The sequence below is a fragment of the Corynebacterium sp. UD i78 genome, assembly GCF_056280545.1.
Genome location: NZ_JBWCED010000001.1, coordinates 1,121,272 through 1,147,249 on the forward strand (window position 1 = coordinate 1,121,272; position 25,978 = coordinate 1,147,249).

Below are 25,978 nucleotides of genomic sequence, written 5' to 3' on the forward strand. Positions count from 1 at the left end.
CTACATTCCCGGGCGCCAGGACCGGCCGCTCTCACGGTCGTTGTTCGTGGGCCGCGAGATGGTGCGCTGCGGGGCGTCGTCATCGGAGGTGTCGGTAGCGGTGGATTCCGGGGACTCCGTGGTCTCCGCAGACTCAGCGCCGGTGGTCAGCGGGGGCACTGCAGCGGTGGTGACGGTGACCGGCACCGTCTCATCGGTCGGAGCCGCGGGGCCACCGGCGACACCGAGTTCACGGGCCCGGGCGACCTTCTCGTCGTGCTCCCGGTAGCGCTTCTGGAAGGACTTCAGCGTCACCAGCAGAGGAGCGGAGAAGTAGATCGAACTGATCGTACCGGCGATGACACCGGCGAGCTGGACCAGCGCGAGGTCCTTGAGCGTGCCGACACCCATCAGCCAGACAGCGACCACGAGCAGGGCGGCGATCGGGATCACCGAGAACAACGAGGTGTTCAGCGAACGCATGATGGTCTGGTTCGTCGCCAGGTTCACCTGTTCGCCGTAGGTCGACCGTGTCGAACTCAACACGTCCTGTGTGTTCTCGTGGACCTTGTCGAAGACGATCACCGTGTCATACAGCGAGTAGGCGAGAATCGTCAGCAGACCGATGACGGTCGCCGGCGACACCTCGAAGCCGACCAGCGAGTAGACACCGGCGACGACGATGCCGTCGAGCAGCAGGCTGACGATGGCCGAGATGGCCATGTCCCGCTCCAGACGGATGGAGATGTAGACGAAGACCACGGCGAGGAAGATCACCATGCCGAGGAGCATCCGCTGGGTGATCGACGCACCCCAGGACTCGGAGACGGTCGAGTCGCTGATCGCGTCCGGGCTGGCGGTGCCGGAGTTGTCCTCCGGGGCGAACTCGTCGAACAGGGCGACCCGGGCGTCCCGGATCTGGTCGTCGGACAGTCGCTCGGCGGTGATCTCGATGACGCGGGAGTCACCGGAGCCGACGGTCTGGGTGGACTGGGGCGCGATGCCCGTGGCGTCCTCGAAGGTCTCGGAGACCGAGGACTCGGTCGCACCGTTGGCCGGCGGCATGGTCATCTTGGTGCCGCCCTCGAAGTCGATGCCGAGGGTGAACCCCTTGATCGCGATGATGAGGACGCAGGCCAGGGTGACCAGGGCGTAGATCCAGTACCAACGGCGTCGGGTGTCGACGATGCGGAAACCACCCTCGCCGTTGTACATGCGTTCCATGAACCCGGCGGGCTTGAGTGTCGAGGTGTCTCCCATGGTCACTTCTCCTCTCCGGTGGTCGGGACGTCGGCATCGGCATCACCTGGCGGCGTGTCTGTCTCAGCCGCACTCTCGGCGGGCCCACTTTCCCCGGAGACGGCCGCCCGGGAGGCCTCATCCCGGGCCTGACGCCGGTCAGCGGCGCGGAACGCGGAGTGCAGACCGTTGAGTTTCGGGTTGGAGAAGGCCTCCCGACGGGACACGAGGATCACCAGCGGTGCGGTGACCAGGAAGGCGATGACGACATCGAAGACGGTGGTCAGACCCAGGGTGAAGGCGAAGCCCTTGACGTTGCCGACGGCCACGAAGTACAGCACGAGAGACGCCACCAGGGAGACCACGTTACCGGTGATGATCGTCGCCCGCGCGCGCTTCCATGCCCGCGGTACCGCGGATCTGAAGGTGGAGCCCTTGTGGATCTCGTCCTTGATGCGTTCGAAGTAGACGACGAAGGAGTCCGCGGTGGTGCCGATACCGATGATAAGACCGGCGATACCGGCGAGGTCGAGACTGTAGTCGATCCACCTGCCCAGCAGGACCAGGCCGCCGTAGATGAGGATACCCGAGGTCACCAGCGACGCCAGGGCGATGAGGCCGAGGCCGCGGTAGTAGGCCAACGCGTACAGGGCGACGATGATGAGACCGATGATGCCGGCGATGAGACCGGCCTTCAGTGAGGCCTCGCCCATGGAGGCGGAGATCGTCTCGGCGGTGCCGCCCTTTTCGCCGTTCTCACCGGTGAAGCTCAGCGGCAGAGCACCGTACTTCAGGTTGTTGGCGAGATCCTTGGCCTCCTTCTCAGTGAAGTCACCCGTGATCTGGGTGCCCTGTCCGACCGGGGTGGCGCTCTGGATCGTCGGTGCCGACAGCACCTGGCTGTCGAGGGTGATGGCGATCTGCTGGTTGAGGTACTCGTTGGTCAGGTCTGCCCAGGTCTCGCTGCCCGGATTCTCCTCACCCTGCTTGAAGCCGAAGGTGACGACCATCTGACCGGTCTGGTTGTCCAGACCGCCGAAGATGTTGGAGTTCGGGTCGATCATGTCGCCGGTCATACGGCGGGCGTCAGGACCGTCAGTCTCCCCCTTGAGCAGCGGGGCCGCGTCGAGCAGGATCGGCGCGCCGGTGTCGCTGCAGGTGACCAGCGGCTTGGCCGGGTCATCGGCACCTGCCAGAGGGTCGTCCGGGTCATCGCAGGTCAGCAGCAGGGCTGCGGCGTTCTGGGTGTTGGGGTCCTCGGACTGCCGGTCGGCCTTGAGGACATCCACGGTCGTGTTCCGCTGCTCGGTCTCCTCGATGGAGTTGGCCGGAGCTGCAGGAGCCTCCGCCGTGACCGTCGGTGCCTTGTCAGGCGCGTTGAACTCGCTGTCCTTGAAATTCTCGGTCGCCTCGCTGAGCTTGGCGTTCGCCTCGTCGACGGTGAGGACGCCGTTCCCGACCCAGCGGTCGGCCATCTCGGTGAGACTGTCGAAGAGGTTCTCGTCCGGTGCCTGACCGCCGGTCACCGGACGGAACAGCAGCTGGGAGGTCTGACCGAGGGAGCGCGCCTGGGAGGAGTCGTCGCCGGGCACGGTGATCACCAGGGTGTCACCGTCGGTGACGACCTGGGCACCGGAGACCCCCATGCCGTTGACGCGGTTCTCGAGGATCTTACGTGCCTGGTCAAGCTGGGATCCCGAGGGCTTGTCGCCCTGGGGGACAAGAGTGACCCGGGTTCCGCCCTGCAGATCGATACCGAGTTTCGGTTCGGCCTTCTTGTCTCCGGTGAGGAAGACGAAGCTGTACATGACGACCACGAGGGCGAGGAAGATCAGCAGGGCCCGTACGGGCCACTTTCTCGCCCGGGCAGCTGCTGCACCCGTTGAGCTCACGCTTGTTACTCCTGGAAGTTGGGGACTGCGGACGCGAGGCCACGTGTCACGACCATGGCGGTGGACACAGGCAACCCCGCAGAGTCTAGACCCCCCGACTGTGTGCGGACCACAACCGGTGGGCCATGGGACCCGTGTCGGGCCCGGGACTACTTCCGGTCGGTGCCGTCAGTGTCGTCGTCATTGTCGCGGTCGAAGTCGCTGTCCTCGAGAGAGGAGAGGTCATCCGGGATCCCGCCGCCGGTGAGGTGGTCGGCCTCGGTGGAGCCGGCCTCGACACTGTCGACGAGCTTGAGCACGGCGGCCCGCTCCCAGGTGGTGACGACACCCTCGGCGATCTCGACGTCGACGGTGGTCTCACCGATGCTGGTCAGCCGACCGTGGAGACCGGAGGTGAGCTGGACGACCATGCCCGGGGCAAGCTTCGACTGGAAGTCCTTGATCACTCCGACCTGCTTGGACTGCTTCCTCATCTGGAGGACAGGAAGACCGAGGAAGACGACGACGAGCAGTGCGAGAAGAAGGATATCCATGTGCGACAGTCTGCCACACCTGTCTGCCACCACTGACCGGAGGGGTATGTGGGGTTAACCCGCTTAACCCGGTCACGCCTCCGGCGGTTCGAGCCCCAGATGCCGCCAGGCCGCCGAGGTGGCGACGCGGCCACGCGAGGTACGGGCCACCATGCCGGCACGTACGAGGTAGGGCTCGCACACCTCCTCGACGGTGGTGGGTTCCTCCCCCACCGCCACGGCCAGGGTGTTGACACCCACCGGTCCGCCGCCATGGGTCTTAACCAGCGAGCCGAGCACCGCCCGGTCCAGCCGGTCGAGCCCGAGTTCGTCGACGTCGAAGACGAGGAGGGCGGCGCGGGCCACCTCGAGGGTGATCGCACCGTCCGCGCGGACATCGGCGTAGTCACGGACCCGTCGCAGCAGCCGGTTGGCGATACGCGGCGTCCCCCGCGAGCGTGACGCGATCTCCGCGGCGGCGTCGCCGGTGATGTCGACCCCGAGGATGGACGCGGCGCGGGTGACCACGGCGGTGAGGTCGGCGGTGTCGTAGAACTCCATCTGGGCGGTGAATCCGAAGCGGTCGCGCAGCGGGCCGGTGAGCATGCCGGCGCGGGTCGTGGCACCGACGAGGGTGAACGGCGGCAGATCGATGGGGATGGATGTGGCCCCTGGTCCCTTGCCGACGATGACGTCGATCCGGAAGTCCTCCATGGCCATGTAGAGCATCTCTTCGGCCGGCCGGGCCATCCGGTGGATCTCGTCGATGAAGAGCACATCGCCTTCCATGAGGTTGGACAGCATGGCTGCGAGATCACCGGCACGTTCCAGGGCAGGACCGGAGGTCATACGCAGCGAGGTACCGAGCTCCTGGGCGATGATCATGGCCATCGTCGTCTTGCCGAGACCGGGCGGGCCGGCGAGCAGGACGTGGTCCGGGACCACGCCCCGGGCCCGGGCCCCGCCGAGGACGAGGTCGAGCTGCCCGCGGACCTTCGGCTGGCCGATGAACTCGGTCAGAGATTTCGGACGTAGCGACAGCTCGGCATCGTCGTCGCCGGGCAGCATCCGGTCCGAGAGCGCGTCATTGCCCCGGTCGGCACGGTCAGGCCGCGTCGGACCTGAATTCCCGGCGCCGCCGAGATCGAATTCGGTGCGTTCGATATCTCCCATGGGTGGTCCCCTCCCCCGCTACCGTTGTCCGCCGAGGCGGGACAGCGCGTTGCGCAGCAGCACGGAGGCGTCCGGGGACGCGCTGTCCCCTCCGGCGGACTCAGCGACCAGGGTCTTGACCGTGTCCGCGGCGGAGGCCTCCGGGAATCCCAGCCCGACGAGGGCTTCGACGACCCGGGCGGTCACCGCGCCGTCCACGGCACCGTCACCGACGGTCAGGTCCGCGGTCTCCTCGGAGTGTCCGGAGACCGGTGAGACGGCATAGGCGTCCAGCTTGCCCTTGAGGTCCACCGCCATCCGGTCAGCGAGTCGCTTGCCGACGCCCGGCGCACGCTGCAGGGTCTTCACGTCGCCCTCGGCGACGGCTGCGGCGATCTCGGCCGGTGACAACACCGACAGCAGTGCCATCGCCATCCGTGCGCCGACCCCAGAGACACTCTGGACCAGAGCGAACAGTTCACGACTCGCGGCGTCGGGGAAGGCGTAGAGCGTCTGGGAGTCTTCACGGACCACCATGGTGGTGAGGACGAAGACCTCTTCACCGCGGGGCAGTTCGGCGAGGGTCCGTGCGGTGGCCTGACAGAGGTAGCCCACACCGGCGCACTCGATGACGGCATGGTCGAGCCCCTTGTCCACCACCGTGCCACGCAGGGATGCGATCACTGTTGTCCACTCCTCAAGTTCCGTTGCTGATGGTGCCTGGCCAATGCCTCGGTCTGCGCGATGTACGGGGCGCGCCAGCAGTGGCACACCGCCAGCGCCAGGGCGTCCGCGGCGTCCGCCGGTTTCGGCGGTTCGGACAGGCCGAGAATCCGGGTGACCATACTGGTCATCTGTTTCTTGTCCGCCCGGCCGTTACCGGTGAGGGCCTTCTTGGCTTCACTGGGAGTGTACTGGTGCACCGGGATGCCCCGACGCGCCGCACTGAGCATGAGCACACCGACGGCATGGGCGGTGTTCATGACCGTGGAGACATTGCCACGCTCGAAGACGCGCTCGATGGCGACGACCTCCGGGCAGTAGTCGTCCATCCACTCCTCGACGGCCACCGACAGGCGCAGCAGTCGCTCCGGCAGCGGGGTCTCGTGCGGGGTACGGACCACACCGACGGCCACCGGAAGCACGGCACGACCGTGCCCCGCCTGGACCACGGACAGGCCGCACCGGGTGAGTCCGGGGTCGATTCCCATCACCCGGAGCCCCTGCATATCCGCCACCGGACACCTCCACCACTCGCATCGACCCTGACACCGTTGACTTCACTGACCCCACAGACCATAGCACAGGTGTGCGATATCCGACTGAGGTGAACATCACTCACTGACAGGGACCGTGGTCGCTCCCGCCTGGGGTAGGATCAGACCTCAATGAAACCTCAGAAACTGTACCGTATTGTCGCCGATATCGAAGCTGTGACCTGGGCACTACTGATCCTCGGCATGCTGTTCAAGTACGCCTTCGACGTCACCGAGGTGGGGGTGAAGATCGCCGGTCCGGTCCACGGTCTGGCCTTCATCACCTTCGTCGTGGTGACCGCCCTCGTCTGGACGAACAACCGGTGGTCCGCCGGTCGTGGTCTGCTCGGACTACTCAGCGCCGTGATCCCCTTCTGCACCATCCCCTTCGAGCGGTCCGCCGCCCGTGCAGGTACCCTGGACGGCGGCTGGCGTCAGGACAACGCCGTGCTCGCCACCCTCACCGGTCGCCCGAAGGTGACCTTCGGCGTCCTCGCCGGGATCATCATCGTGATCTTCGTGGTCATGATGCTGATCGGCGGACCGTTCAGCTGACGTCCCCTGGTCTCCACCGGGGCCTACTCCGCGTCGAGCTCCGCGAGGACCTCGTCGGAGACGTCCATGTTGGTGAAGACGTCCTGGACGTCATCGGACTCCTCGAGGGCGTCGATGAGGCGCAGGATCTTCTTCGCGCCGTCGGCGTCCAGCGGGACCTCGACGTCGGCCCGGTAGTCCGGGTCGGCGGAATCGTACTCGATCTCCGCCTCCACCAGAGCGGCGCGGACGTTGCTGAGGTCCGCGAGATCGGAGACGACCTCGAACTTCTCACCCAGGTCGTTGACCTCTTCAGCACCTGCGTCGAGCACGGCCATCAGAAGGTCGTCCTCGGTGTTGTCACCCTTGTCGAGGATGACGACTCCCTTCCGGTTGAACAGGTAGGACACGGAGCCGGCGTCCGCCAGACTGCCGCCGTTCTTGTTCATCGCGGTGCGCACGTCGGTGGTGGCACGGTTGCGGTTGTCGGTGAGGCACTCGACGAGCATGGCCACACCGTTCGGGCCGTAGCCCTCGTAGACGATGGTCTCCCAGTCGGCGCCGCCGGTCTCCTCACCGGAGCCGCGCTTACGGGCGCTCTCGATGTTGGTGTTCGGGACGGAGGCCTTCTTGGCCTTCTTGATCATGTCGTCGAGCGTCGGGTTCGCCGACGGATCTCCACCACCGGTACGGGCCGCGACTTCGATGTTCTTGATCAGCTTGGCGAACTCTTTACCGCGCTTGGCGTCGTTCGCAGCCTTCTTGTGCTTGGTCGTCGCCCATTTGGAGTGGCCGCTCATGGGATACCTGTTCTTCCTCGGTCGGTTTCTGTCGGCACCATAGTAGTCCACTCCCGCCACCACCCGCCCCGACAGGGCCGGAGTACGCCGGGAGGGACCGGTCACACGCTGACGGTGCCGACCCCCGCTGTCTCGAGGAACAGACGGTGCATCCGGTCGTCGCCGGTGAGCTCCGGGTGGAAGGAGATCCCCAGGACCCTGCCCTGGCGCACGGCGACCACGGCCCCGTCGGAGCTGCCCGCGGCCTTGTCGTCGACGGTGGCGAGGACCTCCACACCCTCCCCGACGCGTTCGACACGGGGCGCCCGGATGAACACGGCGCGGACCGGATCGGCGTCCGCGGCATCGGTGACGCCGGTGACCTGAAGATCGGTCTCGAAAGAATCCACCTGCCGGCCGAAGGCGTTACGTCGCACGGCGACGTCGAGTCCGCCGAGACAGTGGGCGTCCGCCCGGGTGTCGAGGATCTCGGAGCCGAGCATGATCAGTCCGGCACAGGTGCCGAAGGCCGGCATCCCCTCGCCGAGCAGACCGCGCAGCGGGTCGAGCATCCCGCCGAGATCCAGGAGCTTGGACATCGTGGTGGACTCACCGCCGGGCAGCACCAGTCCGTCCAGACCGTCGAGCTGGGACCGACGTCGGACCAGACGGGTCTCCACCCCGAGGCTTCCCAGGGTGCGCTGGTGCTCCGCCACACCACCCTGCAGCGCGAGTACGCCGATGGTTGCCGTCACTGTCGGTCCTCCTTGATCGGGATCGGCTGCTTGCCGGAGGCCAGCGTCCGGGTGAGTCCCTCCTGGACCACCGAGGCGACGAGGTCACCCTGCTGGTTGAAGATCCGTCCGGTGGTCAGGGCGCGACCACCGTGCGCCGAGGGAGAGGTCTGGTCGTAGAGCAGCCACTCGTCGGCGCGGAACGGCCGCATGAACCACATGGCGTGGTCCAGGGAAGCCTCCTGGACCGGCTCGCCCGGGTGCGGCACCAACGCAGAGCCGAGCAGCGTCATATCGGACATGTACGCCAGGGTGCAGATGTGGAAGGTCTCGTCGTCCGGCAGTGCAAGCTTGGAGCGGAACCAGACGACCTGCTGGGACGCCGCGTGCGGGTCGTGGTCGAACTGGTCCGGGGGCACGATGCGGATGTCCCAGTCCTCCCAGTCACTGGCGAAAGCCCTGGTCGAGGGACGCGTACGGGACAGGTCAGCGACGATCTCCTCAGGAGCGGGGACCTGCCGGATCGTGTTCGAGTGCTCCGGGCCCGAGTCGTCCCGGATGTGGAAGCTGGCCTGCATGACGAACAGCGTGCGCCCGTCCTGGACGGCCTTGACCGAGCGGACGCGGAAAGACCGTCCGTCCCTGACGTTGTCGACCACGAAGATGATCGGCCGGTCGGAGTCGCCGGGGCCGACGAAGTAGCCGTGCAGGGAGTGCACACGGTACTCGGGTCCGACGGTACGGGTCGCGGCGACCAGTGCCTGGGAAGCCACCTGTCCACCGAAGGTACGGCTCAGGGCGGAGGGAATGACCTGGCCGCGGTAGATCCCCGTGTCAATGCGCTCGAGATCGAGCACGTCGGTGATCCTGGGACGGCGCGCCGTCGGTGCGTCGCGTCGTCCCGGTTCGGTGGACGTCATGGTCTACCAGCCTCTCTCCGCAAGCCGGTGCGGCTGCGGGATATCATCGACGTTGATCCCGACCATGGCCTCGCCGAGGCCGCGGGAGACCTTGGCGACCTCTGCCGGGTCGTCGTAGTTGAGGGTGGCCTGGACAATGGCCTTGGCACGCTTGGCCGGGTCACCCGACTTGAAGATTCCGGAGCCGACGAACACACCCTCGGCTCCGAGCTGCATCATCATCGCGGCATCCGCCGGAGTGGCGATCCCGCCTGCGGTGAACAGCACCACAGGGAGCTTACCGTTCCCGGCGACCTCGCACACCAGCTCGTACGGAGCCTGCAGTTCCTTGGCCGCGACGTAGAGCTCGTCGGGGGCCATGGAACGCAGCCGGTTGATCTCGGCGCGGATGGTGCGCATGTGAGTGACCGCGTTGGAGACGTCACCGGTGCCGGCCTCGCCCTTGGAGCGGATCATCGCCGCGCCCTCGTTGATGCGGCGCAGGGCCTCACCGAGGTCGGTGGCACCGCAGACGAAGGGGACGGTGAAGCTGAACTTGTCGATGTGGTTGGAGTAGTCGGCCGGGGTGAGGACCTCGGACTCGTCGATGAAGTCGACGCCGAGGCTCTGCAGGACCTGGGCCTCGACGAAGTGGCCGATGCGGGCCTTCGCCATTACCGGAATGGAGACGGCGTCGATGATGCCCTCGATCATGTCCGGATCGGACATGCGGGAGACGCCGCCCTCCGCGCGGATGTCGGCGGGGACGCGCTCCAGGGCCATGACGGCGGTGGCGCCGGCGTCTTCGGCGATCTTGGCCTGCTCCGGGGTGACGACGTCCATGATGACGCCGCCCTTGAGCATGTCTGCCAGGCCGCGCTTGACGCGCCCGGTGCCGGTGGTCGGGGTGTTCTCACTCATCGGTGATCCTCACTGGTGGTTGGTGACTGTCCTAGGACAGTGTAATGACCTAGGACAGTTACCGGAACCCCCGGGGTCCGCTACTGCGTCCCGTCGCCGCCCGACATCGCCTCGTAGTAGGCCGGCAACGGTGCCGACCCAGCCAGACGGAACACCCGCACCACCGGACGCGACCGCAGGCCGAGGGTGTCCCCCACGGCGTCGTTGTAGAACCGGGCGGCCAGATCGACCTTGGTGGACGCCTCTATGAACGCCGGATTCGCGCGTTCCTCCGGAGTCAGTGTCCGCAGCAGAGCATTCTCGGCGTCCGACCGTGACCCCATCTCCTCGGCACGGAGGGCCACACCACCGGCCCGGGCGGCGTCCTGCTGCAGGTCCGGACGCAGCACCCCGATCACCGCGGCGCGTCCCTGCAGGGTGCCCTCCAGGTTCAACCGGGCGGAGTCGGTGCGGATGTGCAGCCGGTTGAGACGCGAAGCCATACCGGAGAGCCACATACCCACCACAGCCACCACGGCGACGAGCAGGACGATGACCAGCAGCCAGCCGGGGATCATGACGGAACCACCTTTCGACCGGGGGTGACCACGGTCTCGTAGACCTGTTCGACACGGGTCGTGACCGTGTCCCAGTCGAACTCACGGGACCGGGCGGTTCCCCGTCCGATCAGTTCACGGCGTCCCTCTTCGTCGGTGAGAAGACCCACCACGACGCGGGCCAGGTCCCGCACGGACCCGTTGGCGAACAGGTGCCCGGCCCGACCGTGGTCGGTGACCGCGGCGAACGCGGGGATGTCGCTGGCGACCACGGCGGCTCCCGCCGCCATCGCCTCCACCAGCACGATGCCGAAGCTCTCACCGCCGGTGTTCGGTGCCACGTAGACATCGGATGCCGCCAGCGCGGCCGCCTTGTCCTCCTCGCTGACGCGGCCGAGGATCCGGACCGACGCCTGCTCTCCCCCGGCCGGGGAACCGAGACCGTCGACCCAGCTGATCCCCGCCCTCCGCAGCATCTGGTGCAGTTCGGCGACATCACCGCCACCGGCGACCACGACCTCGAGGTCAGGGACCTGTGACAGGATCTCCGGGAGTGCCTTGAGCAGCAGCGGGAAACCCTTACGGGACTCCTCGAAACGACCGAGGAACATCAGCCTCGGCCGGTCTGCGGTCAGGCCCGGCATCGGGTCCGCGTTGCGGTAGCTGCCGGTGTCGACGCCGTTGGGGATGAGCACCGGATCACCGGAGAGCATCTCAACCTGCCAGCGTCGGGCCTCCTCGGACACCGCGATACCGGCGTGGATCTTCTCCAGGAAGGGACGCAGGACCGGCAGGAAGACACGGAGGATCTTCGATTCACTGGCCGAGGCGTGGTAGGTCGCGACCAGCGGGCCGGTGGCCTTCGCCAGGGTGATCATGGAGTAGCTCGGCGAGTTCGGCTCGTGGATGTGCACCACGTCGAAGTCATGATCCCGGATCCAACGGCCCAGATGTCGCCAGGTCTTCGGGCCGAAGGCCAGTCGGGCGACGGAACCGTTGTAGGGGATCGAGACCACACCGTTACCCAGCTCGACGAAGTCGGGGACATCGGCGGCGTCACTGCCGGGGCCGATGAGACTGACCTCGTGACCGCGACGCTGCAGCTCCTCGCACAGCTCGATGGCGTGCACCTGCACGCCACCGGGTTCATCGAAGGAGTAGGGGCAGACCATTCCGATCTTCACGGCGCTCAGTCCTCCAGTCCCAGGCGACGTCGCCTCTTCTCGGAGAGATCACTGAACCACAGCGGCTGGAGCAGGTGCCAGTCCGCCGGATGGTCGGCGATGTTCCGCTCGAAGTGGTCTGCCTGGACCTGAACCATGTCATCGAGCGGCAGCGAGCTGTCGATCTCCTCGTCGATGACGAAGCCCCATCCGTCGCCGGTGAAGTAGGAGTGGACGGTCATCACCGCCGCCCCGGTGTCCTTGGCCAGCCGGCAGGACCCGGCGGGCATACTGGTACGTTCGCCGAAGAAGTCGACCTCGACGCCCTTGCCGGACAGGTCGCGCTCCCCCATCAGACAGACGATTCCACCCGAGGCGAGCACCTCCCGGAGCCGGTCGAAGGGCGGCTGTTCCCCGCCGGACAGCGGCAGCACCTCGAAGCCGAGGGACTCACGGAACTCCACGAAAGCCTCGAAGAGGCTCTCCGGCTTCAGTCGCTCGGCGACCGTGGTGAACTGGCCGAAGGTGTTGACCAGCCACACCCCCGCCATGTCCCAGTTTCCGGAGTGCGGCAGGGTGAGAATGACACCCTTACCGCGGTCGATCGCGGCGGACAGTCGCTCAACCTCCGCCGGGACGAATCCGGCGTCCAGGGTGCGGGCGAGGTCCGGTCCCGCGATACTCGGTAACCGGAAGGCCTCGTTCCAGTAGCGCATGTAGGAACGCATGGCGTCCCGCACGAGATCACGGGTGACATTGGCGTCCCCGACGACTCTGCCCAGATTGGCGCGCAGCTGTTCGGGGCCCTTCCCGTGCCCTGACGCGAGATCGGCGATCGTGTCGAAGAGCCTGGCCGCGAGCGGCTCGGGGATCCGACGCACCACCGCCCACCCGGCCCGGTAGGCCAGGGAGCTGAGCTGCTCGGACAGGGACGGGCGGGAGGACGTCTCGGTCACCTCGGTACTCCTACTTCCGGTTACTTCTAGTTCTCGGCAGGATCGGCGTCCGGGAAGTCCTTCGCCCCGGTGGGCGGGGCGATGGTCTCGCGGGCGAGATCCGACTTACCGACGATGACCAGCCGCTCGATGACCGTGTACACCGAGCCGATGGCCAGGATGATGAGGCCGGCACCGAGGATATAGGGCACGCCGAGACCGGAGAGCCCCAGGGTGACCAGGCCGATGATGAGACGCTCCGGTCGCTCGATGAGTCCGCCGTCGACCTTGATGCCGGATGCCTCGGCGCGCGCCTTGACGTAGGAGGTGACCTGGCTGGCGACCATGATGACCAGCGCACAGGCGAACAGGCCCTTGTAGGGCTCGTGATCGTCCTGGAAGGCCATCCACCAGGCCATCGCGCCGAACAGGACGCCGTCGGTGATGCGGTCACAGGTGGCGTCCAGTGTGGCGCCGAAGCGCGTGCCGCCGCCCTTCATCCGGGCCATCGTGCCGTCGATCATGTCGCTGGCGACAGCGACACCGAGCAGCACCGCGGCGAGGAAGTGCCAGCCGGTGGGGATGAGCGCGACCGACAGGATGACGGCCACCGCTGTAGAGGTGATCGTCACCGTGTTCGGCGAGATCCCCCACGAGACCAGTCGCCGGGCGATGGGTTCGACCACCACCGCAGCGGGACGCCGTCCTCGCACACTGAGCATTACTCTGACTCCTCTGTACCGTCGGTACTGTCGTTCACGTCAAGTTCCTGCCATGCAGACGCCAGCAGTTCCCGGGTCTGCGACAGTGCCTGGACCAGGACTTTCGTCCCGTCGATCACCGTCATGAAGTTCGCGTCGCCGGTCCACCGCGGCACGATGTGCTGGTGCAGGTGGTTCGGCACCGACCCACCTGAGGCTCGCCCCAGGTTCATGCCGATGTTCACGGCGTCCGGGTGCGACACCCGACGCAGCACCCGGACCGCCTTCTTGGTGAAGGCAGAGAACTCCGTGGTCTCCGTCTCCGTCAGGTCCTCGTAGGACGCGACCGGACGGTACGGGATGACCATCATGTGCCCCGGATTGTACGGGTAGAGGTTCAGAATGCAGAAGACCTCGCGCCCGCGCGCCACGATAAGACCGTCCTCATCGGAGCCGGCCGGAAGATCGTTGAAGGGATCCTCCGGCTTCGTCGTCTTCGTGACGTAGAGCGACCGGTACGGGGCCCAGAGCCTGGCCAGGCGGTCATCGACCCCGGCCCCCGTGTCGGTCACTGTGCCCCGGCCGTCCTCATCGGAGTGCGTCAACGCTCTCCCCGGACGGCTGGTCGTTCCGGCGGGAGGACACCCACTCGGTGATGATCCGCACGGCGTCCTCCTTCGGGACACCGTTGACCTGGGTACCGTCGAGGAAACGGAAGCTGACCGCCCCGGCTTCGACGTCGCGGCCACCGACCAGCAGCATGAAAGGGACCTTGCCGGTGGTGTGGTTGCGGATCTTCTTCTGCATGCGGTCGTCGGAGGTGTCCACCGCGGCCCGGATACCGTGACCGCGCAGCTCGGCGGTCACCTGCTCCAGGTAGGGGATGAACTCGTCGGCGACCGGGATGCCGGTGACCTGGTGCGGGGCGAGCCACGCCGGGAAAGCACCGGCGTAGTGCTCCAGCAGGACGCCGAAGAAGCGCTCGATGGAACCGAACAGGGCGCGGTGGATCATCACCGGACGCTGCTTGGTGCCGTCGTTGGCGGTGTACTCCAGATCGAAACGCTCCGGCAGATTGAAGTCGAGCTGCACGGTGGACATCTGCCAGGTACGGCCGATGGCATCGCGGGCCTGCACGGAGATCTTCGGGCCGTAGAAGGCCGCACCCTCCGGGTCCGGGACGAGCTCGAGACCGGACTTCGTCGCGACGGCCCGCAGAGTCTCGGTGGCCCTCTCCCAGACCTCGTCGGAGCCGACGTACTTGTTCGGGTCCTTGGTCGACAGTTCCAGGTAGAAGTCGTCGAGGCCGTAGTCCTTGAGCAGGGAGATGATGAACTCCAGCACGGTGGTCAGCTCGGTCTCGAGCTGGTCTTCGGTGCAGTAGATGTGAGCGTCGTCCTGCGTGAAGCCACGGGCGCGGGTCAGACCGTGGACCACACCGGACTTCTCGTAGCGGTAGACGGTGCCGAACTCGAACAGCCGCAGCGGCAGTTCACGGTAGGACCGGCCTCGGGAGGCGAAGATCAGGTTGTGCATCGGGCAGTTCATCGGCTTGGCGTAGTAGTCGACGGCCTGCTTGGTGATGTTCCCGTCGGCATCGCGCTCTTCATCGAGCTTCATGGCCGGGAACATGCCGTCGGCGTACCAGTCGAGGTGACCGGACTTCTTGAACAGGTCGCCCTTGGTGATGTGCGGCGTGTTGACGAAGGAGTAACCCGAGGCGATGTGGCGGCGGCGGGAGTGCTCCTCCATCTCCAGGCGGACGGTCGCACCGTCCGGGTGGAAGACCGGGAAGCCGGACCCGATCTCGTCGGGGAAGCTGAACAGGTCGAGTTCCTGGCCGAGACGCCGGTGGTCGCGCTTCTCCGCCTCGGCGAGCATGGTCTGGTACTCGTCGAGCGACTCCTTGGACTCCCAGGCGGTGCCGTAGATGCGCTGCAGGCCGGCCTTGGACTGGTCACCGCGCCAGTAGGCGGCGGAAGTACGGGTCAGGGCGAAGGCCGGGATGTAACGGGTGGTGGGCACGTGCGGGCCACGGCACAGGTCGTACCATTCGACCTCGCCGGTACGCGGGTTCACGTTGGAGTAGGCGGTGAGCTCGCCTTCACCGACCTCGACGGAGGCGTCGCCCTCGGGGATGTCTCCGCGGGACTTGTCGTCGACGAGTTCCAGCTTGAACGGCTCCTGGAGGTACTCCAGGCGGGCGTCCTCCACCGAGTCATAGGCCTTGCGCTCGAACTTCTGGCCGGACTTGATGATCTTCTTCATCGACTTCTCGAGCTTCCTGAGGTCCTCCGGGGTGAAGGGCTCGGCGGGCTCGAAGTCGTAGTAGAAGCCGTTCTCGATGGCGGGGCCGATGCCCAGCTTCGTGCCCGGGAACTCCTTCTGCACGGCCTGGGCGAGAACGTGGGCACAGGAGTGCCGGATGACACCGCGACCCTCGTCGGTGTTCGCCGCAACCGCGGTGACCTCGGTGTCGGTCTCCGGAGTGAAAGACAGGTCGCGGAGGTTACCCTCGGCGTCCTTCACGCAGACGACGGCCTCCGGGCCCTTGTTCGGCAGTTCCAGCGGACGCATCGCGGCACCGGCCGACTCACCGGCAGGCACGGTGAAGGTCACCGTCTCGACGGTCACCTCCGGGTTTCCGATTCCGTTACCGGCGTCCAACGCTGATTCACTCACGGGTGGTGTGCTCCTTACACAACAGGCGAAGACGGTCACATACCTGGTGACAGTCATAATTCCCGGACCACTTTACCCGGCGGGTCAACCCAGCAGCGCCTCGCCCCAGTACTCCTCCTCCGTGGTGCCCGCCGGAACGAGGAAGACCGCGGACCCGACATGGGTGATCCACTCGTTGAGCCGGTCACCGGCCGCGAGCCGCCGCTGCACCGGGATAAAGGAGGTCCGCGGGTCCGGCTGGAAGCATATGAAGATCAGGCCGGTGTCCGACAACGCGACAGGGTCTGCGTCCACCAGTGCGTCGGCGGACGACGGGGTGACCGGCAGATCGTAGTTGTACGCCCGACGCAGCATCCGCTGCCGGGTGTCCCCGTCGTGGACGCCGGCCAGGGCGATATGTGCGTTCCGGTCGATCACCGGCAGTCCGTCGGCGCCGACGGCGGCGGTGTCCGGGTCATCATGCTCCTTCTCACCGGACAGCGGGTTGCCCTCGACGATGGTGCGGCCCATCGAGACCTCACGGGTCGGCCGGTCGGCGGACTCCCACAGCGGCATGTCGAAGGCGATCCGACGGATGATCATGCAGGTGCCGCCGATCTGGGACGGGTGGGTGGCCGCCTCCCCGCTGATCCACACCTGGTCGTCGAACTCGGCGTCGGTACGCGGATTGACGGTGCCGTCCTTGAACCCGAAGAGGTTGCGCGGTGTTCCCGGCGTTCCGTCGGCGTCCTGTGGGATATCGAGAAACCCGGTCTGCGTCCAGGAGGGACGCGCGTAGTCCGCCCCGCCACGCACGAGGACGCGGAGGGCGTGGGAGACGGTGGTGCGGTCTTCACCGCAGATCTGGAGCACGAGGTCACGGTCGCCCCACCGGGCCTCGAGCCGGTCTCCGGCGAATCCGGGCAGCGGCTCCAACCAGTCCGGTGACTTGTCCGTCAACCGGGCCTTCTCGAACAGTCCCCGGCCGAAACCACAGGTGACGGTGAGGCGTCCGGGGTCGGACGCCAGCTCCGGTTCAAGGTCGGCGAGCACCGGCTCGCCCTGGGTGAGGCGACGGGCATCCCCGGTCCAGATACGCAACAGACGGCGGATACCGGTGGCGTCCACCCCGTCGCGCAGGGTGAAGGCGACGGTGGTGTTGTGCCGCTGCAGCGGGGTGGCGATGCCGGCCTGGTGCGGGCCGTCAAAGGGGACGGTGGTGTCGGTGTTCGACACCGGATCCGGGTCACTGTCCCCGGCACAGGCTGTGGTGGCGCCGACCGCGGCGGTGGCCGAGACAAGTCCGAGGCCGGCGAGGAAACCCCGTCGGGTCACGCGGAAGTTCGTTTCCATGGTGGTTCAGGGCCGGTCAGTGCATGTCGTGGTCGCTGTCGGCGTCCCCGTCGGTGCCGTAGTCCTCGTGGGAGGACTGCTGGACCCGGACCGGGATGCCGTTCAGCTCATAGATGGTGCCGTTGTCGTCGGTGAGCGTGAGGCTGAGCTCATCACCGGCGGCGATCTCGTCGGGACTGTCCATGATCATGATGTGGTGCCCGCCGGGTTCCAGGGTCAACGAGTCGCCGGCCGGCACGGTGATCCCGTCCGCGGTCTCCCGCATGACGCCGTCGACGACCTCGTGGTACTGGTACTCCCCCGTCAGATCGCCGGTGACTTCAGTGAGGTGGATGTCCTCGTCGGTCGTGTTGGTCAGTACCCCGAACACCGCGGTCATCGCGGTGTCGGCGGACTTGGCGCCGACGTAGCCGTCGGTGAAGGTCAGGCCTTCGGCGGAGGACTCGAGAGCTGAGGTTGCGGTGGTCTCCATCGAGGTGTCGTCATCGTCGCCACAGGCAACAAGGGTGACGGCGAGGGCGGTTGCGGCGCCCAGAGCTCCTATCCGACGCAGCACGGTGGTGGCGACATTGCGGGTCTTCACTGTTCAGTTCCTTCTGTTCTACTTGTCTGTGGAGCGCAGTCGGGCGATGAGCATCACGAGGACGCCGGCGAGCACGAGGACACCGGCGATAGCGAGGACAGGCCTAGCCCAGCCGGGGATTCCGTCGTCGTCACTGTCGTCCGTGCCCGACCCGTCATCGCCCGCGGTGGCGTCCTGCGTGGCCCCGGAACCCGGGTCCACGGTGAAGGTGTAGCTGCCTTCGGTGGGGTGCCCGTCGGAGGAGGTGATCCGGAAGCCTACGGTGTACTCACCGTCGGTCAGGTCGACGTCATCCGGAATGTCCACGGAGAGGACGTTGCCGTCGATCTCGGGCGTCTCGGTCACCAGGACCTCACCATCGCGGGACAGGGCGATGGTGTTGAAGGTGTCCTGGGGATTCGCGGAGAACTCCAGTTCAATCCGATCCGGTGCGGTATCCAGGACCGCTCCGTCCTCCGGCGTGGAACCGACCACGGCATCATGGGCGACGGCGGCAGGCAGGAAGCCTGCACCGGCGACAGCGGGGGCCAGGATCAGCGCGCCGACGAGCGCGGGGGCGGCCGCCAGGCGGGGAAAACGGGTCATGATGTCCTTTCGTCGGAACTGGCCGAACTCCAGGTGTCGGTACCGGCCCGCTCCATTAGTCGGAGCATACGGGCGGGAAGTTCCACGCAGCCCTTTCCAACCGGAGTACAGGGGTAAAAACAGAACTGATATCCAGCATTCGCCGATCAGCCTACCTGCGGGGACACCGGACACGGAACCGACAGCACCTCGACTACCCCACCCCCGGATGCGAGCGACGGCACACACCCCTGCCGCCACGTCGCCTGGACCCGGATCCCGGGGCTTCAGATCTGCGTCAGGCACGGATCGGCAATCCTGTGCCACAGAACCGACGATCCGTGCCTGACGCAGATGTACTGCCCCGTGCCGCAGTACCCCCGGAGTGGAGCCTCAGACAACGGAACCACAGCATGACGAGAGCCCCGTACCTGGGTACGGGGCTCCCTGTCCTGATGGAGCGGATGACGAGACTCGAACTCGCGACCCTAACCTTGGCAAGGTTATGCGCTACCAACTGCGCTACATCCGCAAACTAACTTCATGACCAGATCCGTGAAGACCTGTTCGTGCGCGATACTGGGATCGAACCAGTGACCTCTTCCGTGTCAGGGAAGCGCTCTCCCGCTGAGCTAAACGCGCGGTGTGAAACAGGGCTCTCACATCCACCGGGTTTCCCCGACGGCAGAGAGTGGAGCGGATGACGAGACTCGAACTCGCGACCCTAACCTTGGCAAGGTTATGCGCTACCAACTGCGCTACATCCGCAAACTAACTTCATGACCAGATCCGTGAAGACCTGTTCGTGCGCGATACTGGGATCGAACCAGTGACCTCTTCCGTGTCAGGGAAGCGCTCTCCCGCTGAGCTAAACGCGCGGGCGTGAGGTGGAAACGGGAATCGAACCCGTGTACACGGTTTTGCAGACCGTTGCCTAAGCCACTCAGCCATTCCACCGTGGCGTCGCCGCCTCGTTCGGACACCGACCCTACCTTGCCGGAGACCGGAAGGGAAAATCAGTGTTCCTGAGCGGATGACGAGACTCGAACTCGCGACCCTAACCTTGGCAAGGTTATGCGCTACCAACTGCGCTACATCCGCATGCACCGTCTGTGCGGTGCGGGAATGAACTATAGCGGTTCCTTGCATCCGTCACAAACATGCAGGTAGGAGAATCCTTACGTCACGAATCCACCGGTCACGGGGCGATGGAGGATCACAGGGATGTCATTTGGGCCGGTACCGCTCCACCGGTCCCGGACATCACCCGCGCACGACGGATATAAGGAACACTGCGCACTTCCTGTCCTTCCTGTCCTTCCTCCGGATCCGGTGCGTCAACTCCCGCCGTGACATGGCGGTTTGCGCAGACCGGTAGGTGAGGTGCTAGATTTACTGCCGTTCCCGAGAGTCCCATAGCTCAGTGGAAGAGCGTTCCGTTCACACCGGAAAGGTCGCTGGTTCGAACCCAGTTGGGACTACAGTTCAGACGCCGTCGCCGGCTCACCGGCAGCGGCGTTTTCCTCTGTAACCGCACCTCGACGTGCCGACGACACACCCAACGTCCACCCCCGTTTCCAGGTGAAACCGACGAAGTCGACCGGGATGACGTCCCCCGGGTGATACCCCGATAACATTCACAACGTGACTGCCTCGACGACGACACCTTCCGCAGGGCCCACTGCCGCTCACCCTGCCCCCTTCAGCGCCGGTAGAGCATCCCGGATCCTCACCTGCGCCGCCTGGCCGCTGGCGATCATGACGCTCATCCACCGGATCGTCATTTCGCCACGCAACGACCATCCGACCGACGACTTCACCACCGTCTGGTCGGCACTGAACCGGTTCGTCAACGGTACGGCGGTCTACGTCGAGGACTACCACGCCAGCGACGACCCCCACTACCTGTACTCCCCCGGTGGCACATTCCTGCTCAGCCCGTTGGGCATGCTCTCCCAGAGCATGGGACGCAATCTGCTCATCCTGGCGGACGCGGCGTGCATCTTCCTTGCCCTGGCACTGCTCACCCTTCTCGTCGGACGCCGCCTCACCGGCCCTGTCCTTCCCGTCGCGGTCTTCCTTGTCTTCGCCACGGAGTCCGTGACGAACACCCTGCTGTTCTCCAACATCAACGGTGTCCTCTTCCTTCTCGAGGTCGTGTACCTCTGGCTGCTGCTCGTCGACCGCGGTCAGGCGTCCTGGAACATCCTGCGGGGACGCGGCGACAGCTCAGGCACCGCCCCCCGTGCCCCAGGGATCCCCTGGGCCGGCATCATCGCGGGCGTCGTGCTCGGACTGGCGGTCACCGTGAAGCCGCAGTTCATCGTCCTGCTGTTCCTGCCGCTGGTGCGTCGTCAGTGGAGCATCCTGGTTTCCGGCATCATCGTCCCGGTGGTCTTCACCGGTATCGGATGGCTCCTGGTGCCGGACACCGACACCTACGTCGACACCCTGCTCCCCTACCTCGGCGAGGTACGTGACTACGCGAACTCGGCGATCGCCGGCGTCGGTGCCCACTACGGGTGGCCCGGAGCGCTGGTCCTGGTCTGTCAGATCCTGGCCACCCTGTGCGTCGCTGTGGCGGTCCTCGGACTGCTGTGGTGGCGCAACTCCGACCCGTTCATGTGGGCTGCGACCTCGACCGCGGTTCTCCTGGCCGGTGTCTTCCTCGTCAGCTCACTGGGCCAGATGTACTACTCCATGCTGCTGGTACCGATGATTTTCACGGTGCTCTGCCGCCGGTCGGTGATGCACAGCGCACTGATCTGGTTCGGCGTCTACTGCTGCCTGACCTGGGACTCCTGGAAGTCCGACCGGTGGCCGAAACTCGGCGAGATCCTGGACTACACCTACGGGACCGTGGGCTGGAGCATCATTGTCGCTGCCTCCGCGATCACCGTCACCGGCTGGCTGGTCGCCCGCCGGAAGGCCGGTGAACCGGTCAGCGCCGGCACCCTGGTGCACGATCTGTTCTCCCGCGGGGAGGACGCCGGGAACAAGACAGCGGTCGACAGTGCTACACCTGGTACCGAACAGACCACCGATCAGACTGCGAGGCACCGCCGATGAGTGATTTCAACCTGTCCGACCAGGAGTTCACGGACTTCTCCGCCCTGACCGACGAGCAGTGGCGTCAACGGCTGGAGCCGCACTCCTACCAGGTGCTGCGTCATGCGGCCACGGAGAGGCCCTACAGCCACGAGTACACGGACGCCGAAACCGAGGGTGTCTACGTCTGCCGCGGCTGCGGCACGGAGCTGTTCCGCTCCACGGAGAAGTTCCACTCCCACTGCGGCTGGCCGTCCTTCTTCGACCCGGCGGACTCCGACGCCGTCATCGAGAAGGTGGACGACACCCTGGGCATGAGAAGGACCGAGGTGCTCTGCGCCACCTGTGGCGGGCACCTCGGCCATGTGTTCGCCGGTGAGGGGTACGAGACCCCCACCGACCTGCGCTACTGCATCAACGGGCTCGCGCTGGAGCTCCGGGAGAAGTAGCCCCGGGGATTCCCGGTTGCCGGGCTCAGGGGAGCTCGGCGATGAAGGTGGCGAGGTCCTCCCCGTCACCGTTGACACGGCGTCCGGTGAAGAAGGGGATCTCCTCGCGGACGTGGCGGCGGGCCTCGGTGTAGCGCATCTGGTACATCAGGTCCACGATGCGGTCGAGGGTGGGCGACTCGAAGGCGAGGATCCACTCGTAGTCACCGAGCGCGAAGGCGGGGACGGTGTTCGCCCGGACCTCGTCGTACCCACGGGCCGCCATACCGTGCTCGGCGAGGATGGTGCGCCGTTCCTTGTCGGGCAGCAGATACCACTCGTAGGACCGCACGAAGGGGTACACGGCGATCCAGTCGCCCGGCTCCTCCCCCATGATGAACGACGGCAGATGGGATTTGTTGAACTCCGCCGGGCGGTGCAGGGCGGAGTTCGACCAGTACCCGTCACAGACCTGGCCGAGACGGGTCTCCTTGAGGAACCGACGGTAGGCGCGCTGCAGGTCATCGAACTTCTCGGCGTGCCACCAGATCATCAGGTCGGCCTCGGCACGCTGGCCGGTGAGGTCGTAGACACCACGGACGGTGAGTTCCTCGTCGTCGTAGGACGCCAGGAACTCGGCGAACTCCGTGGCGAGCCCGGCACGGGCGGCGTCGTCGACGGGCAGTTCACCCTTGCGGACCGTGAACACGGACCACATGGTGTACTGCAGCTTCTCGTTGAGGGCCTTGAAATTCAGCTTGGACATGTCTCTCCTGGTCAGGAATGTGAAAGGTCGTCGATGATCTTGAGCGCGGCGTCGCGTCCGGAATCGGCGCAGGCGGGCACACCCACGCCCTGCAGTACCGATCCGGCCAGCGCCACCCTGGGACTGCCGGCCAGGACCTCGCGCACCGCGCTGATCCGGTCGAGGTGGCCTTCGCCGTAGCTGGGTAGCCCGCCCCACCAGCGCTGGACGAAGGTCTCCACCGGCCGGGCGGTGAACCCGGTGACGGTGGCGAGGTCCTCCACGGCGTAGCCGATCAGGGTCCGGTCGTCGGCGTCGACGAGGCTGGCGTCCGCCAGGGTGCCGAAACTCGCCCGTACGAATGCCCCGCCCCGGTCGGCCAGATGCGGCCACTTCCGGGAGGAGAAGGTGAACGCCTTGGCGTGGACGCCCGGGGCGTCCGTCCCCAGCAGGACACCGCTGTTCTGCGGCAGTCCGTCGTCGGTGTCGAAACGCATGCCCACGACCACCGAGCTCGCCAGGTCGATACCGCCGAGCAGGGTGCCGGCTTCCGGGGCGACGTCACCCAGCAGGACGGCGGCCGTGGGGGCCGGGGTGGCGACGACAACGGCGTCGACTTCCCCGACGGGCTCCAGCCAGAACCGGCCGCGCCACCGGCTCACCGACTCGACCTGGGTGTTGAGCCGGATATCTGCGTCGGCGTCCTCGGCCAGGGCGCGGATCAGTGCTCGGTAGCCGTGGACGAAACTGTTGAACACCGGTGCGGGCTTCTCACCCGTGCCGGCGAGGGCGCGCGCGGCGTCCTCCCGCTCAGCCAGCAGTCGGGCTACCGCGGTGGACAGCCGCACCGGTTCCCCGGCGGACGCCTGGTCGTCGAAGACGGCAGCGAGGGCGGGGACGGTGGCGCGCAGTCCGAGGGCGTCGGCGGAGGCGGAGTAGACGCCACCGAGCATCGGTGAGACGAGCCGGGCCACGGCGTCCTCCCCGTAGCGGGAACGCACGAGTGCGCCGACGTTGACATCGTCACCGACGCTCCACCTGACCGGCTCAGCGGTTGCCTCGGCGTCTATCCGGGCGGCGGTCGCCGCGGAGACGATGTCGGCGACATCGGTGCCCCGGGCGGGGATCCCCATGATGGTGCGGGCCGGGGCATCGACCATCTGACCGTCGACGTAGAAACAGCTGCGCAGCCCCGAGGGGACGCGCAGTTCGTCGGCGAGGCCGAGTTCGTCGACGAGGGCGGCGAGTCCGGTCCGGCGGGTGAGGAAGGCCTCGGCACCCATGTCGACCGGACCATCGGCGAAGTCCACGGTCTTGAGTTTGCCACCGAGCCGGTCATAGGCCTCGAGGACCAGAATGTGGGCATCCGCCCCGAGCTGCCGACGCAGGGTACGGGCGGCGCTCAGACCGGAGACACCGCCCCCGATCACGGCGACGGTCGGTGCAGTCGACGGGGACGTCACAGTGCATGCACCTCCGCGAAGGCCCGGGTGATGGCGTCCGGGTCGGTCTCCGGCAGGACGCCATGGCCCAGGTTGAAGATGTGCCCGGTCGTATCGCCTGCCGCGACGGCGGCGTCTGCCTCGCCACAGATCCGGCGGACGTGGTCGGCGATGACCTCGGGGCCGGCGAGCAGCACGGCCGGGTCCAGGTTGCCCTGGATCGCCCGCGGGGCGTCCAGGCCACGGTCACGCAGATCTGCGGTGACCCGGGCGGCGGCGACGTCCAGCGGGGTCTTCCAGTCGACACCGATGATGTCCGGGCCGACGGCCGCCATCTCGCCGAGCAGTTCGGCGGTGTTGACCCCGAAGTGGATCATCGGCACACCGTAGGGTCGCACGGCGTCGAAGATGCGCCGCGAGTACGGGGCGACGAACTCCCGGTAGTCCTTCAGGGAGAGGAACCCGGCCCAGGAGTCGAAGAGCTGGAGGGCGTCGATGCCGGCCTCGAGCTGGGTGCGCAGGAAGGTGATGACCGTGGGGGTCAGCTTCTCCATCAACGCATGCCACATCCGCGGTTCCGAGTACATCAGGGACTTGGTGATGCCGTGGTTCTTCGAGGGGCCGCCCTCGATGAGGTAGGACGCCAGTGTGAACGGGGCGCCGGTGAAACCGATGAGCACCTGGTCGTCCCGTAGTTCGTCGAGCACTCCCCCGATGCCCTCGACCACCGACTCCAGCTGACCGGGTTCCACGGTGGGCAGCGCGGCGATGTCCGCCGGGGTGCGGACCGGATGCTCGAGCACCGGGCCACGGCCGGGGACGATGTCGACGGCGACGCCGGCGGCCTTGAGCGGGACGACGATGTCGGAGAAGAGGATCGCGGCATCGGCGTCATGGCGGCGGACCGGCTGCAGGGTGATCTCGGAGAGCAGGTCGGGACGGAAGCAGGAGTCGAGCATCTCCACCCCGTCCCGCAGTGCGCGGTACTCGGGCAGTGAGCGTCCTGCCTGCCGCATCATCCACACCGGCCGCCGGGAGGGGGTGCCTCCGGCGGCGGTGACGAGGAAGGGAGCGTCCGGTGCGGCACGGCGTGCGGCAGCAGCGGCGGCGAGGCCGGCGTCGGTCGGGTTCGCGTCAGGGCTGGCTGAAGTCGGCAGAGTCACAGTGTCCGATTATGCCCCCGGACGGCGGCGCGGGTGTACCCGTCACCGACTCCGGGGGGTTCGGCGCGCCTACCCCTGTTTGACGACCTGCAACGATAGTGTGCCGGTTGTGAGTCCAGACAGTTCAGCAGACACCGTCACCACTGACACCCCCTCCACCGACGCCCCCGTGAGCTTCCGGGAGGCCGTGGAGTCGATGGCCGCCGCCGATCTCCGGGCGGGGATATCGCTGACGGACATCCGGGCGCCTCAACGGCTGGCACCGTACAGCCACGCCGTCGGCCTGGAGGTCGACCGGATCACCGCGACCCAGGAGGTCGACGGCTGGGTCGGCGACGGGGACGGGGACGCCTTCGGCCGCCTGATCCTGCTGCATGACCCGGCCGGTGACGAGGGCCCCGGCCTGATGCGTCTGGTGGCCTACATCCAGGCGGACATGGATGCGGCGACGGTCGGGGACCCGCTGCTGCCGGAGGTCGCGTGGGAGTGGCTGACCGACGGTCTGGACGGCCAGCTGTCCGGCCCGGGGGTGGGCTACAAGGATCTGGGGGGAACGGTGACGTCGACGACCTCGGTGCGTCACGGGGACATCGGAGGTCCGCCACGGGCGCATCAGCTGGAGATGCGGGCGTCCTGGAGTGCGACGGGGACTGACCTGTCCGGACATGTGGCGGCGTTCTCCGAGGTCCTGGCATCGGTCGCGGGGCTTCCGCCTGCCGGAGTGGCGGCGCTGCCTTCCCGGGGTGGACACTGAGCCCC

At 66.8% G+C, this 25,978-nt stretch carries 26 protein-coding genes and 7 tRNA genes; 5 read left to right on the forward strand and 28 right to left on the reverse strand.

What is annotated here, in order from left to right; translation table 11 throughout:
- From secF to ruvC, 6 genes are all read right to left on the reverse strand, one after another.
- Positions 1-1,239: a protein translocase subunit SecF gene (gene secF, locus ACZ9GM_RS05280; protein WP_291474584.1), complete on the reverse strand. Its 1,239-nt coding sequence runs from the start codon at positions 1,237-1,239 to the stop codon at positions 1-3.
- Between the two features lie 2 nt (positions 1,240-1,241).
- Entirely contained in the window at positions 1,242-3,110 is a 1,869-nt protein-coding gene (gene secD / locus ACZ9GM_RS05285) for a protein translocase subunit SecD (RefSeq protein WP_291474585.1), read from the reverse strand.
- A 149-nt stretch (positions 3,111-3,259) separates the two neighbouring features.
- Positions 3,260-3,643 (reverse strand): preprotein translocase subunit YajC, encoded by a 384-nt coding sequence (gene yajC / locus ACZ9GM_RS05290; protein ID WP_291474586.1) that lies wholly within the window; start codon positions 3,641-3,643, stop codon positions 3,260-3,262.
- Positions 3,644-3,715: 72 nt separating this feature from the next.
- Positions 3,716-4,795, reverse strand: coding sequence for a Holliday junction branch migration DNA helicase RuvB (gene ruvB, locus ACZ9GM_RS05295; protein ID WP_291474587.1), 1,080 nt, complete (start codon positions 4,793-4,795; stop codon positions 3,716-3,718).
- 18 nt (positions 4,796-4,813) lie between these two features.
- A complete protein-coding gene (gene ruvA, locus ACZ9GM_RS05300) occupies positions 4,814-5,458 on the reverse strand; it encodes a Holliday junction branch migration protein RuvA (protein WP_291474588.1) in 645 nt (214 codons plus the stop codon).
- Entirely contained in the window at positions 5,455-6,003 is a 549-nt protein-coding gene (gene ruvC, locus ACZ9GM_RS05305; protein WP_291474625.1) for a crossover junction endodeoxyribonuclease RuvC, read from the reverse strand. Before ruvC ends, ruvA begins: the two co-directional genes overlap by 4 nt.
- 159 nt (positions 6,004-6,162) lie before the next feature.
- Between ruvC and ACZ9GM_RS05310 the strand changes: the two genes are divergently transcribed.
- Positions 6,163-6,585, forward strand: coding sequence for a DUF3817 domain-containing protein (locus ACZ9GM_RS05310; RefSeq protein WP_291474589.1), 423 nt, complete (start codon positions 6,163-6,165; stop codon positions 6,583-6,585).
- Between the two features lie 23 nt (positions 6,586-6,608).
- On the opposite strand, the gene ACZ9GM_RS05315 is transcribed toward ACZ9GM_RS05310, so the two are convergent.
- The 19 genes from ACZ9GM_RS05315 to ACZ9GM_RS05405 all read right to left on the reverse strand — a co-directional run bounded on the left by ACZ9GM_RS05315 (position 6,609) and on the right by ACZ9GM_RS05405 (position 19,494).
- Positions 6,609-7,364, reverse strand: coding sequence for a YebC/PmpR family DNA-binding transcriptional regulator (locus ACZ9GM_RS05315; protein WP_291474590.1), 756 nt, complete (start codon positions 7,362-7,364; stop codon positions 6,609-6,611).
- A gap of 101 nt (positions 7,365-7,465) precedes the next feature.
- Entirely contained in the window at positions 7,466-8,098 is a 633-nt protein-coding gene (gene pdxT, locus ACZ9GM_RS05320) for a pyridoxal 5'-phosphate synthase glutaminase subunit PdxT (protein ID WP_291474591.1), read from the reverse strand.
- Positions 8,095-8,997 (reverse strand): acyl-CoA thioesterase, encoded by a 903-nt coding sequence (locus ACZ9GM_RS05325; protein WP_291474592.1) that lies wholly within the window; start codon positions 8,995-8,997, stop codon positions 8,095-8,097. Before ACZ9GM_RS05325 ends, pdxT begins: the two co-directional genes overlap by 4 nt.
- 3 nt (positions 8,998-9,000) lie before the next feature.
- Positions 9,001-9,897 (reverse strand): pyridoxal 5'-phosphate synthase lyase subunit PdxS, encoded by an 897-nt coding sequence (gene pdxS, locus ACZ9GM_RS05330; protein WP_291474593.1) that lies wholly within the window; start codon positions 9,895-9,897, stop codon positions 9,001-9,003.
- Between the two features lie 80 nt (positions 9,898-9,977).
- Positions 9,978-10,454, reverse strand: a complete 477-nt coding sequence (locus ACZ9GM_RS05335; protein ID WP_291474594.1) for a hypothetical protein — start codon at positions 10,452-10,454, stop codon at positions 9,978-9,980.
- Complete coding sequence (locus tag ACZ9GM_RS05340) at positions 10,451-11,617, reverse strand: glycosyltransferase family 4 protein (RefSeq protein ID WP_291474595.1); 1,167 nt, start codon at positions 11,615-11,617, stop codon at positions 10,451-10,453. The genes ACZ9GM_RS05335 and ACZ9GM_RS05340 overlap by 4 nt, the downstream gene beginning before the upstream one ends.
- A 5-nt stretch (positions 11,618-11,622) precedes the next feature.
- Positions 11,623-12,552 (reverse strand): phosphatidylinositol mannoside acyltransferase, encoded by a 930-nt coding sequence (locus tag ACZ9GM_RS05345; RefSeq protein WP_291474596.1) that lies wholly within the window; start codon positions 12,550-12,552, stop codon positions 11,623-11,625.
- A 26-nt stretch (positions 12,553-12,578) separates the two neighbouring features.
- Positions 12,579-13,253 carry a phosphatidylinositol phosphate synthase gene (gene pgsA / locus ACZ9GM_RS05350; protein ID WP_291474597.1) on the reverse strand — a complete coding sequence of 225 codons (675 nt, stop codon included), beginning with the start codon at positions 13,251-13,253 and terminating at the stop codon, positions 12,579-12,581.
- Positions 13,253-13,804, reverse strand: coding sequence for an HIT family protein (locus tag ACZ9GM_RS05355; RefSeq protein ID WP_291474598.1), 552 nt, complete (start codon positions 13,802-13,804; stop codon positions 13,253-13,255). The genes pgsA and ACZ9GM_RS05355 overlap by 1 nt, the downstream gene beginning before the upstream one ends.
- A 16-nt stretch (positions 13,805-13,820) precedes the next feature.
- The gene (gene thrS / locus ACZ9GM_RS05360) at positions 13,821-15,809 is read right to left on the reverse strand and encodes a threonine--tRNA ligase (protein WP_291474626.1); all 1,989 of its coding nucleotides are present in this window, start codon (positions 15,807-15,809) and stop codon (positions 13,821-13,823) included.
- 189 nt (positions 15,810-15,998) lie between these two features.
- Positions 15,999-17,246: a Dyp-type peroxidase gene (locus ACZ9GM_RS05365; protein WP_291474599.1), complete on the reverse strand. Its 1,248-nt coding sequence runs from the start codon at positions 17,244-17,246 to the stop codon at positions 15,999-16,001.
- A gap of 16 nt (positions 17,247-17,262) precedes the next feature.
- Positions 17,263-17,829 (reverse strand): copper chaperone PCu(A)C, encoded by a 567-nt coding sequence (locus tag ACZ9GM_RS05370; RefSeq protein ID WP_476037362.1) that lies wholly within the window; start codon positions 17,827-17,829, stop codon positions 17,263-17,265.
- A gap of 18 nt (positions 17,830-17,847) precedes the next feature.
- Positions 17,848-18,414, reverse strand: coding sequence for a copper resistance CopC family protein (locus ACZ9GM_RS05375; RefSeq protein WP_291474601.1), 567 nt, complete (start codon positions 18,412-18,414; stop codon positions 17,848-17,850).
- Positions 18,415-18,849: 435 nt separating this feature from the next.
- A tRNA-Gly gene (locus ACZ9GM_RS05380) sits at positions 18,850-18,925 on the reverse strand.
- Between the two features lie 38 nt (positions 18,926-18,963).
- Positions 18,964-19,035 (reverse strand) — tRNA-Val (locus ACZ9GM_RS05385).
- Positions 19,036-19,085: 50 nt separating this feature from the next.
- Positions 19,086-19,161 (reverse strand) — tRNA-Gly (locus ACZ9GM_RS05390).
- 38 nt (positions 19,162-19,199) lie between these two features.
- Positions 19,200-19,271: transfer RNA gene (locus ACZ9GM_RS05395), tRNA-Val, on the reverse strand.
- 7 nt (positions 19,272-19,278) lie between these two features.
- Positions 19,279-19,350, reverse strand: a tRNA-Cys gene (locus ACZ9GM_RS05400).
- Between the two features lie 71 nt (positions 19,351-19,421).
- Positions 19,422-19,494 (reverse strand) — tRNA-Gly (locus ACZ9GM_RS05405).
- Positions 19,495-19,802: 308 nt separating this feature from the next.
- Here ACZ9GM_RS05405 and ACZ9GM_RS05410 point away from each other — a divergent pair.
- The 3 genes from ACZ9GM_RS05410 to msrB all read left to right on the forward strand — a co-directional run bounded on the left by ACZ9GM_RS05410 (position 19,803) and on the right by msrB (position 21,890).
- Positions 19,803-19,874: transfer RNA gene (locus ACZ9GM_RS05410), tRNA-Val, on the forward strand.
- A 163-nt stretch (positions 19,875-20,037) separates the two neighbouring features.
- Positions 20,038-21,462, forward strand: coding sequence for a glycosyltransferase family 87 protein (locus ACZ9GM_RS05415; protein WP_291474602.1), 1,425 nt, complete (start codon positions 20,038-20,040; stop codon positions 21,460-21,462).
- A complete protein-coding gene (gene msrB, locus ACZ9GM_RS05420; RefSeq protein ID WP_476037363.1) occupies positions 21,459-21,890 on the forward strand; it encodes a peptide-methionine (R)-S-oxide reductase MsrB in 432 nt (143 codons plus the stop codon). Before ACZ9GM_RS05415 ends, msrB begins: the two co-directional genes overlap by 4 nt.
- A gap of 25 nt (positions 21,891-21,915) precedes the next feature.
- On the opposite strand, the gene hemQ is transcribed toward msrB, so the two are convergent.
- Genes hemQ through hemE form a run of 3 tightly spaced genes read right to left on the reverse strand, consistent with a single transcriptional unit; the run spans position 21,916 to position 25,219 of the window.
- Positions 21,916-22,635: a hydrogen peroxide-dependent heme synthase gene (hemQ, locus tag ACZ9GM_RS05425; protein WP_291474604.1), complete on the reverse strand. Its 720-nt coding sequence runs from the start codon at positions 22,633-22,635 to the stop codon at positions 21,916-21,918.
- 11 nt (positions 22,636-22,646) lie between these two features.
- Positions 22,647-24,044 carry a protoporphyrinogen oxidase gene (hemG, locus tag ACZ9GM_RS05430; RefSeq protein ID WP_291474627.1) on the reverse strand — a complete coding sequence of 466 codons (1,398 nt, stop codon included), beginning with the start codon at positions 24,042-24,044 and terminating at the stop codon, positions 22,647-22,649.
- Positions 24,045-24,073: 29 nt separating this feature from the next.
- Positions 24,074-25,219: a uroporphyrinogen decarboxylase gene (gene hemE / locus ACZ9GM_RS05435; protein ID WP_476037364.1), complete on the reverse strand. Its 1,146-nt coding sequence runs from the start codon at positions 25,217-25,219 to the stop codon at positions 24,074-24,076.
- A 100-nt stretch (positions 25,220-25,319) separates the two neighbouring features.
- Here hemE and ACZ9GM_RS05440 point away from each other — a divergent pair, with 100 nt between their 5' ends.
- Positions 25,320-25,973, forward strand: a complete 654-nt coding sequence (locus ACZ9GM_RS05440) for a DUF3000 domain-containing protein (protein WP_476037365.1) — start codon at positions 25,320-25,322, stop codon at positions 25,971-25,973.
- Positions 25,974-25,978: the final 5 nt, after the last annotated feature.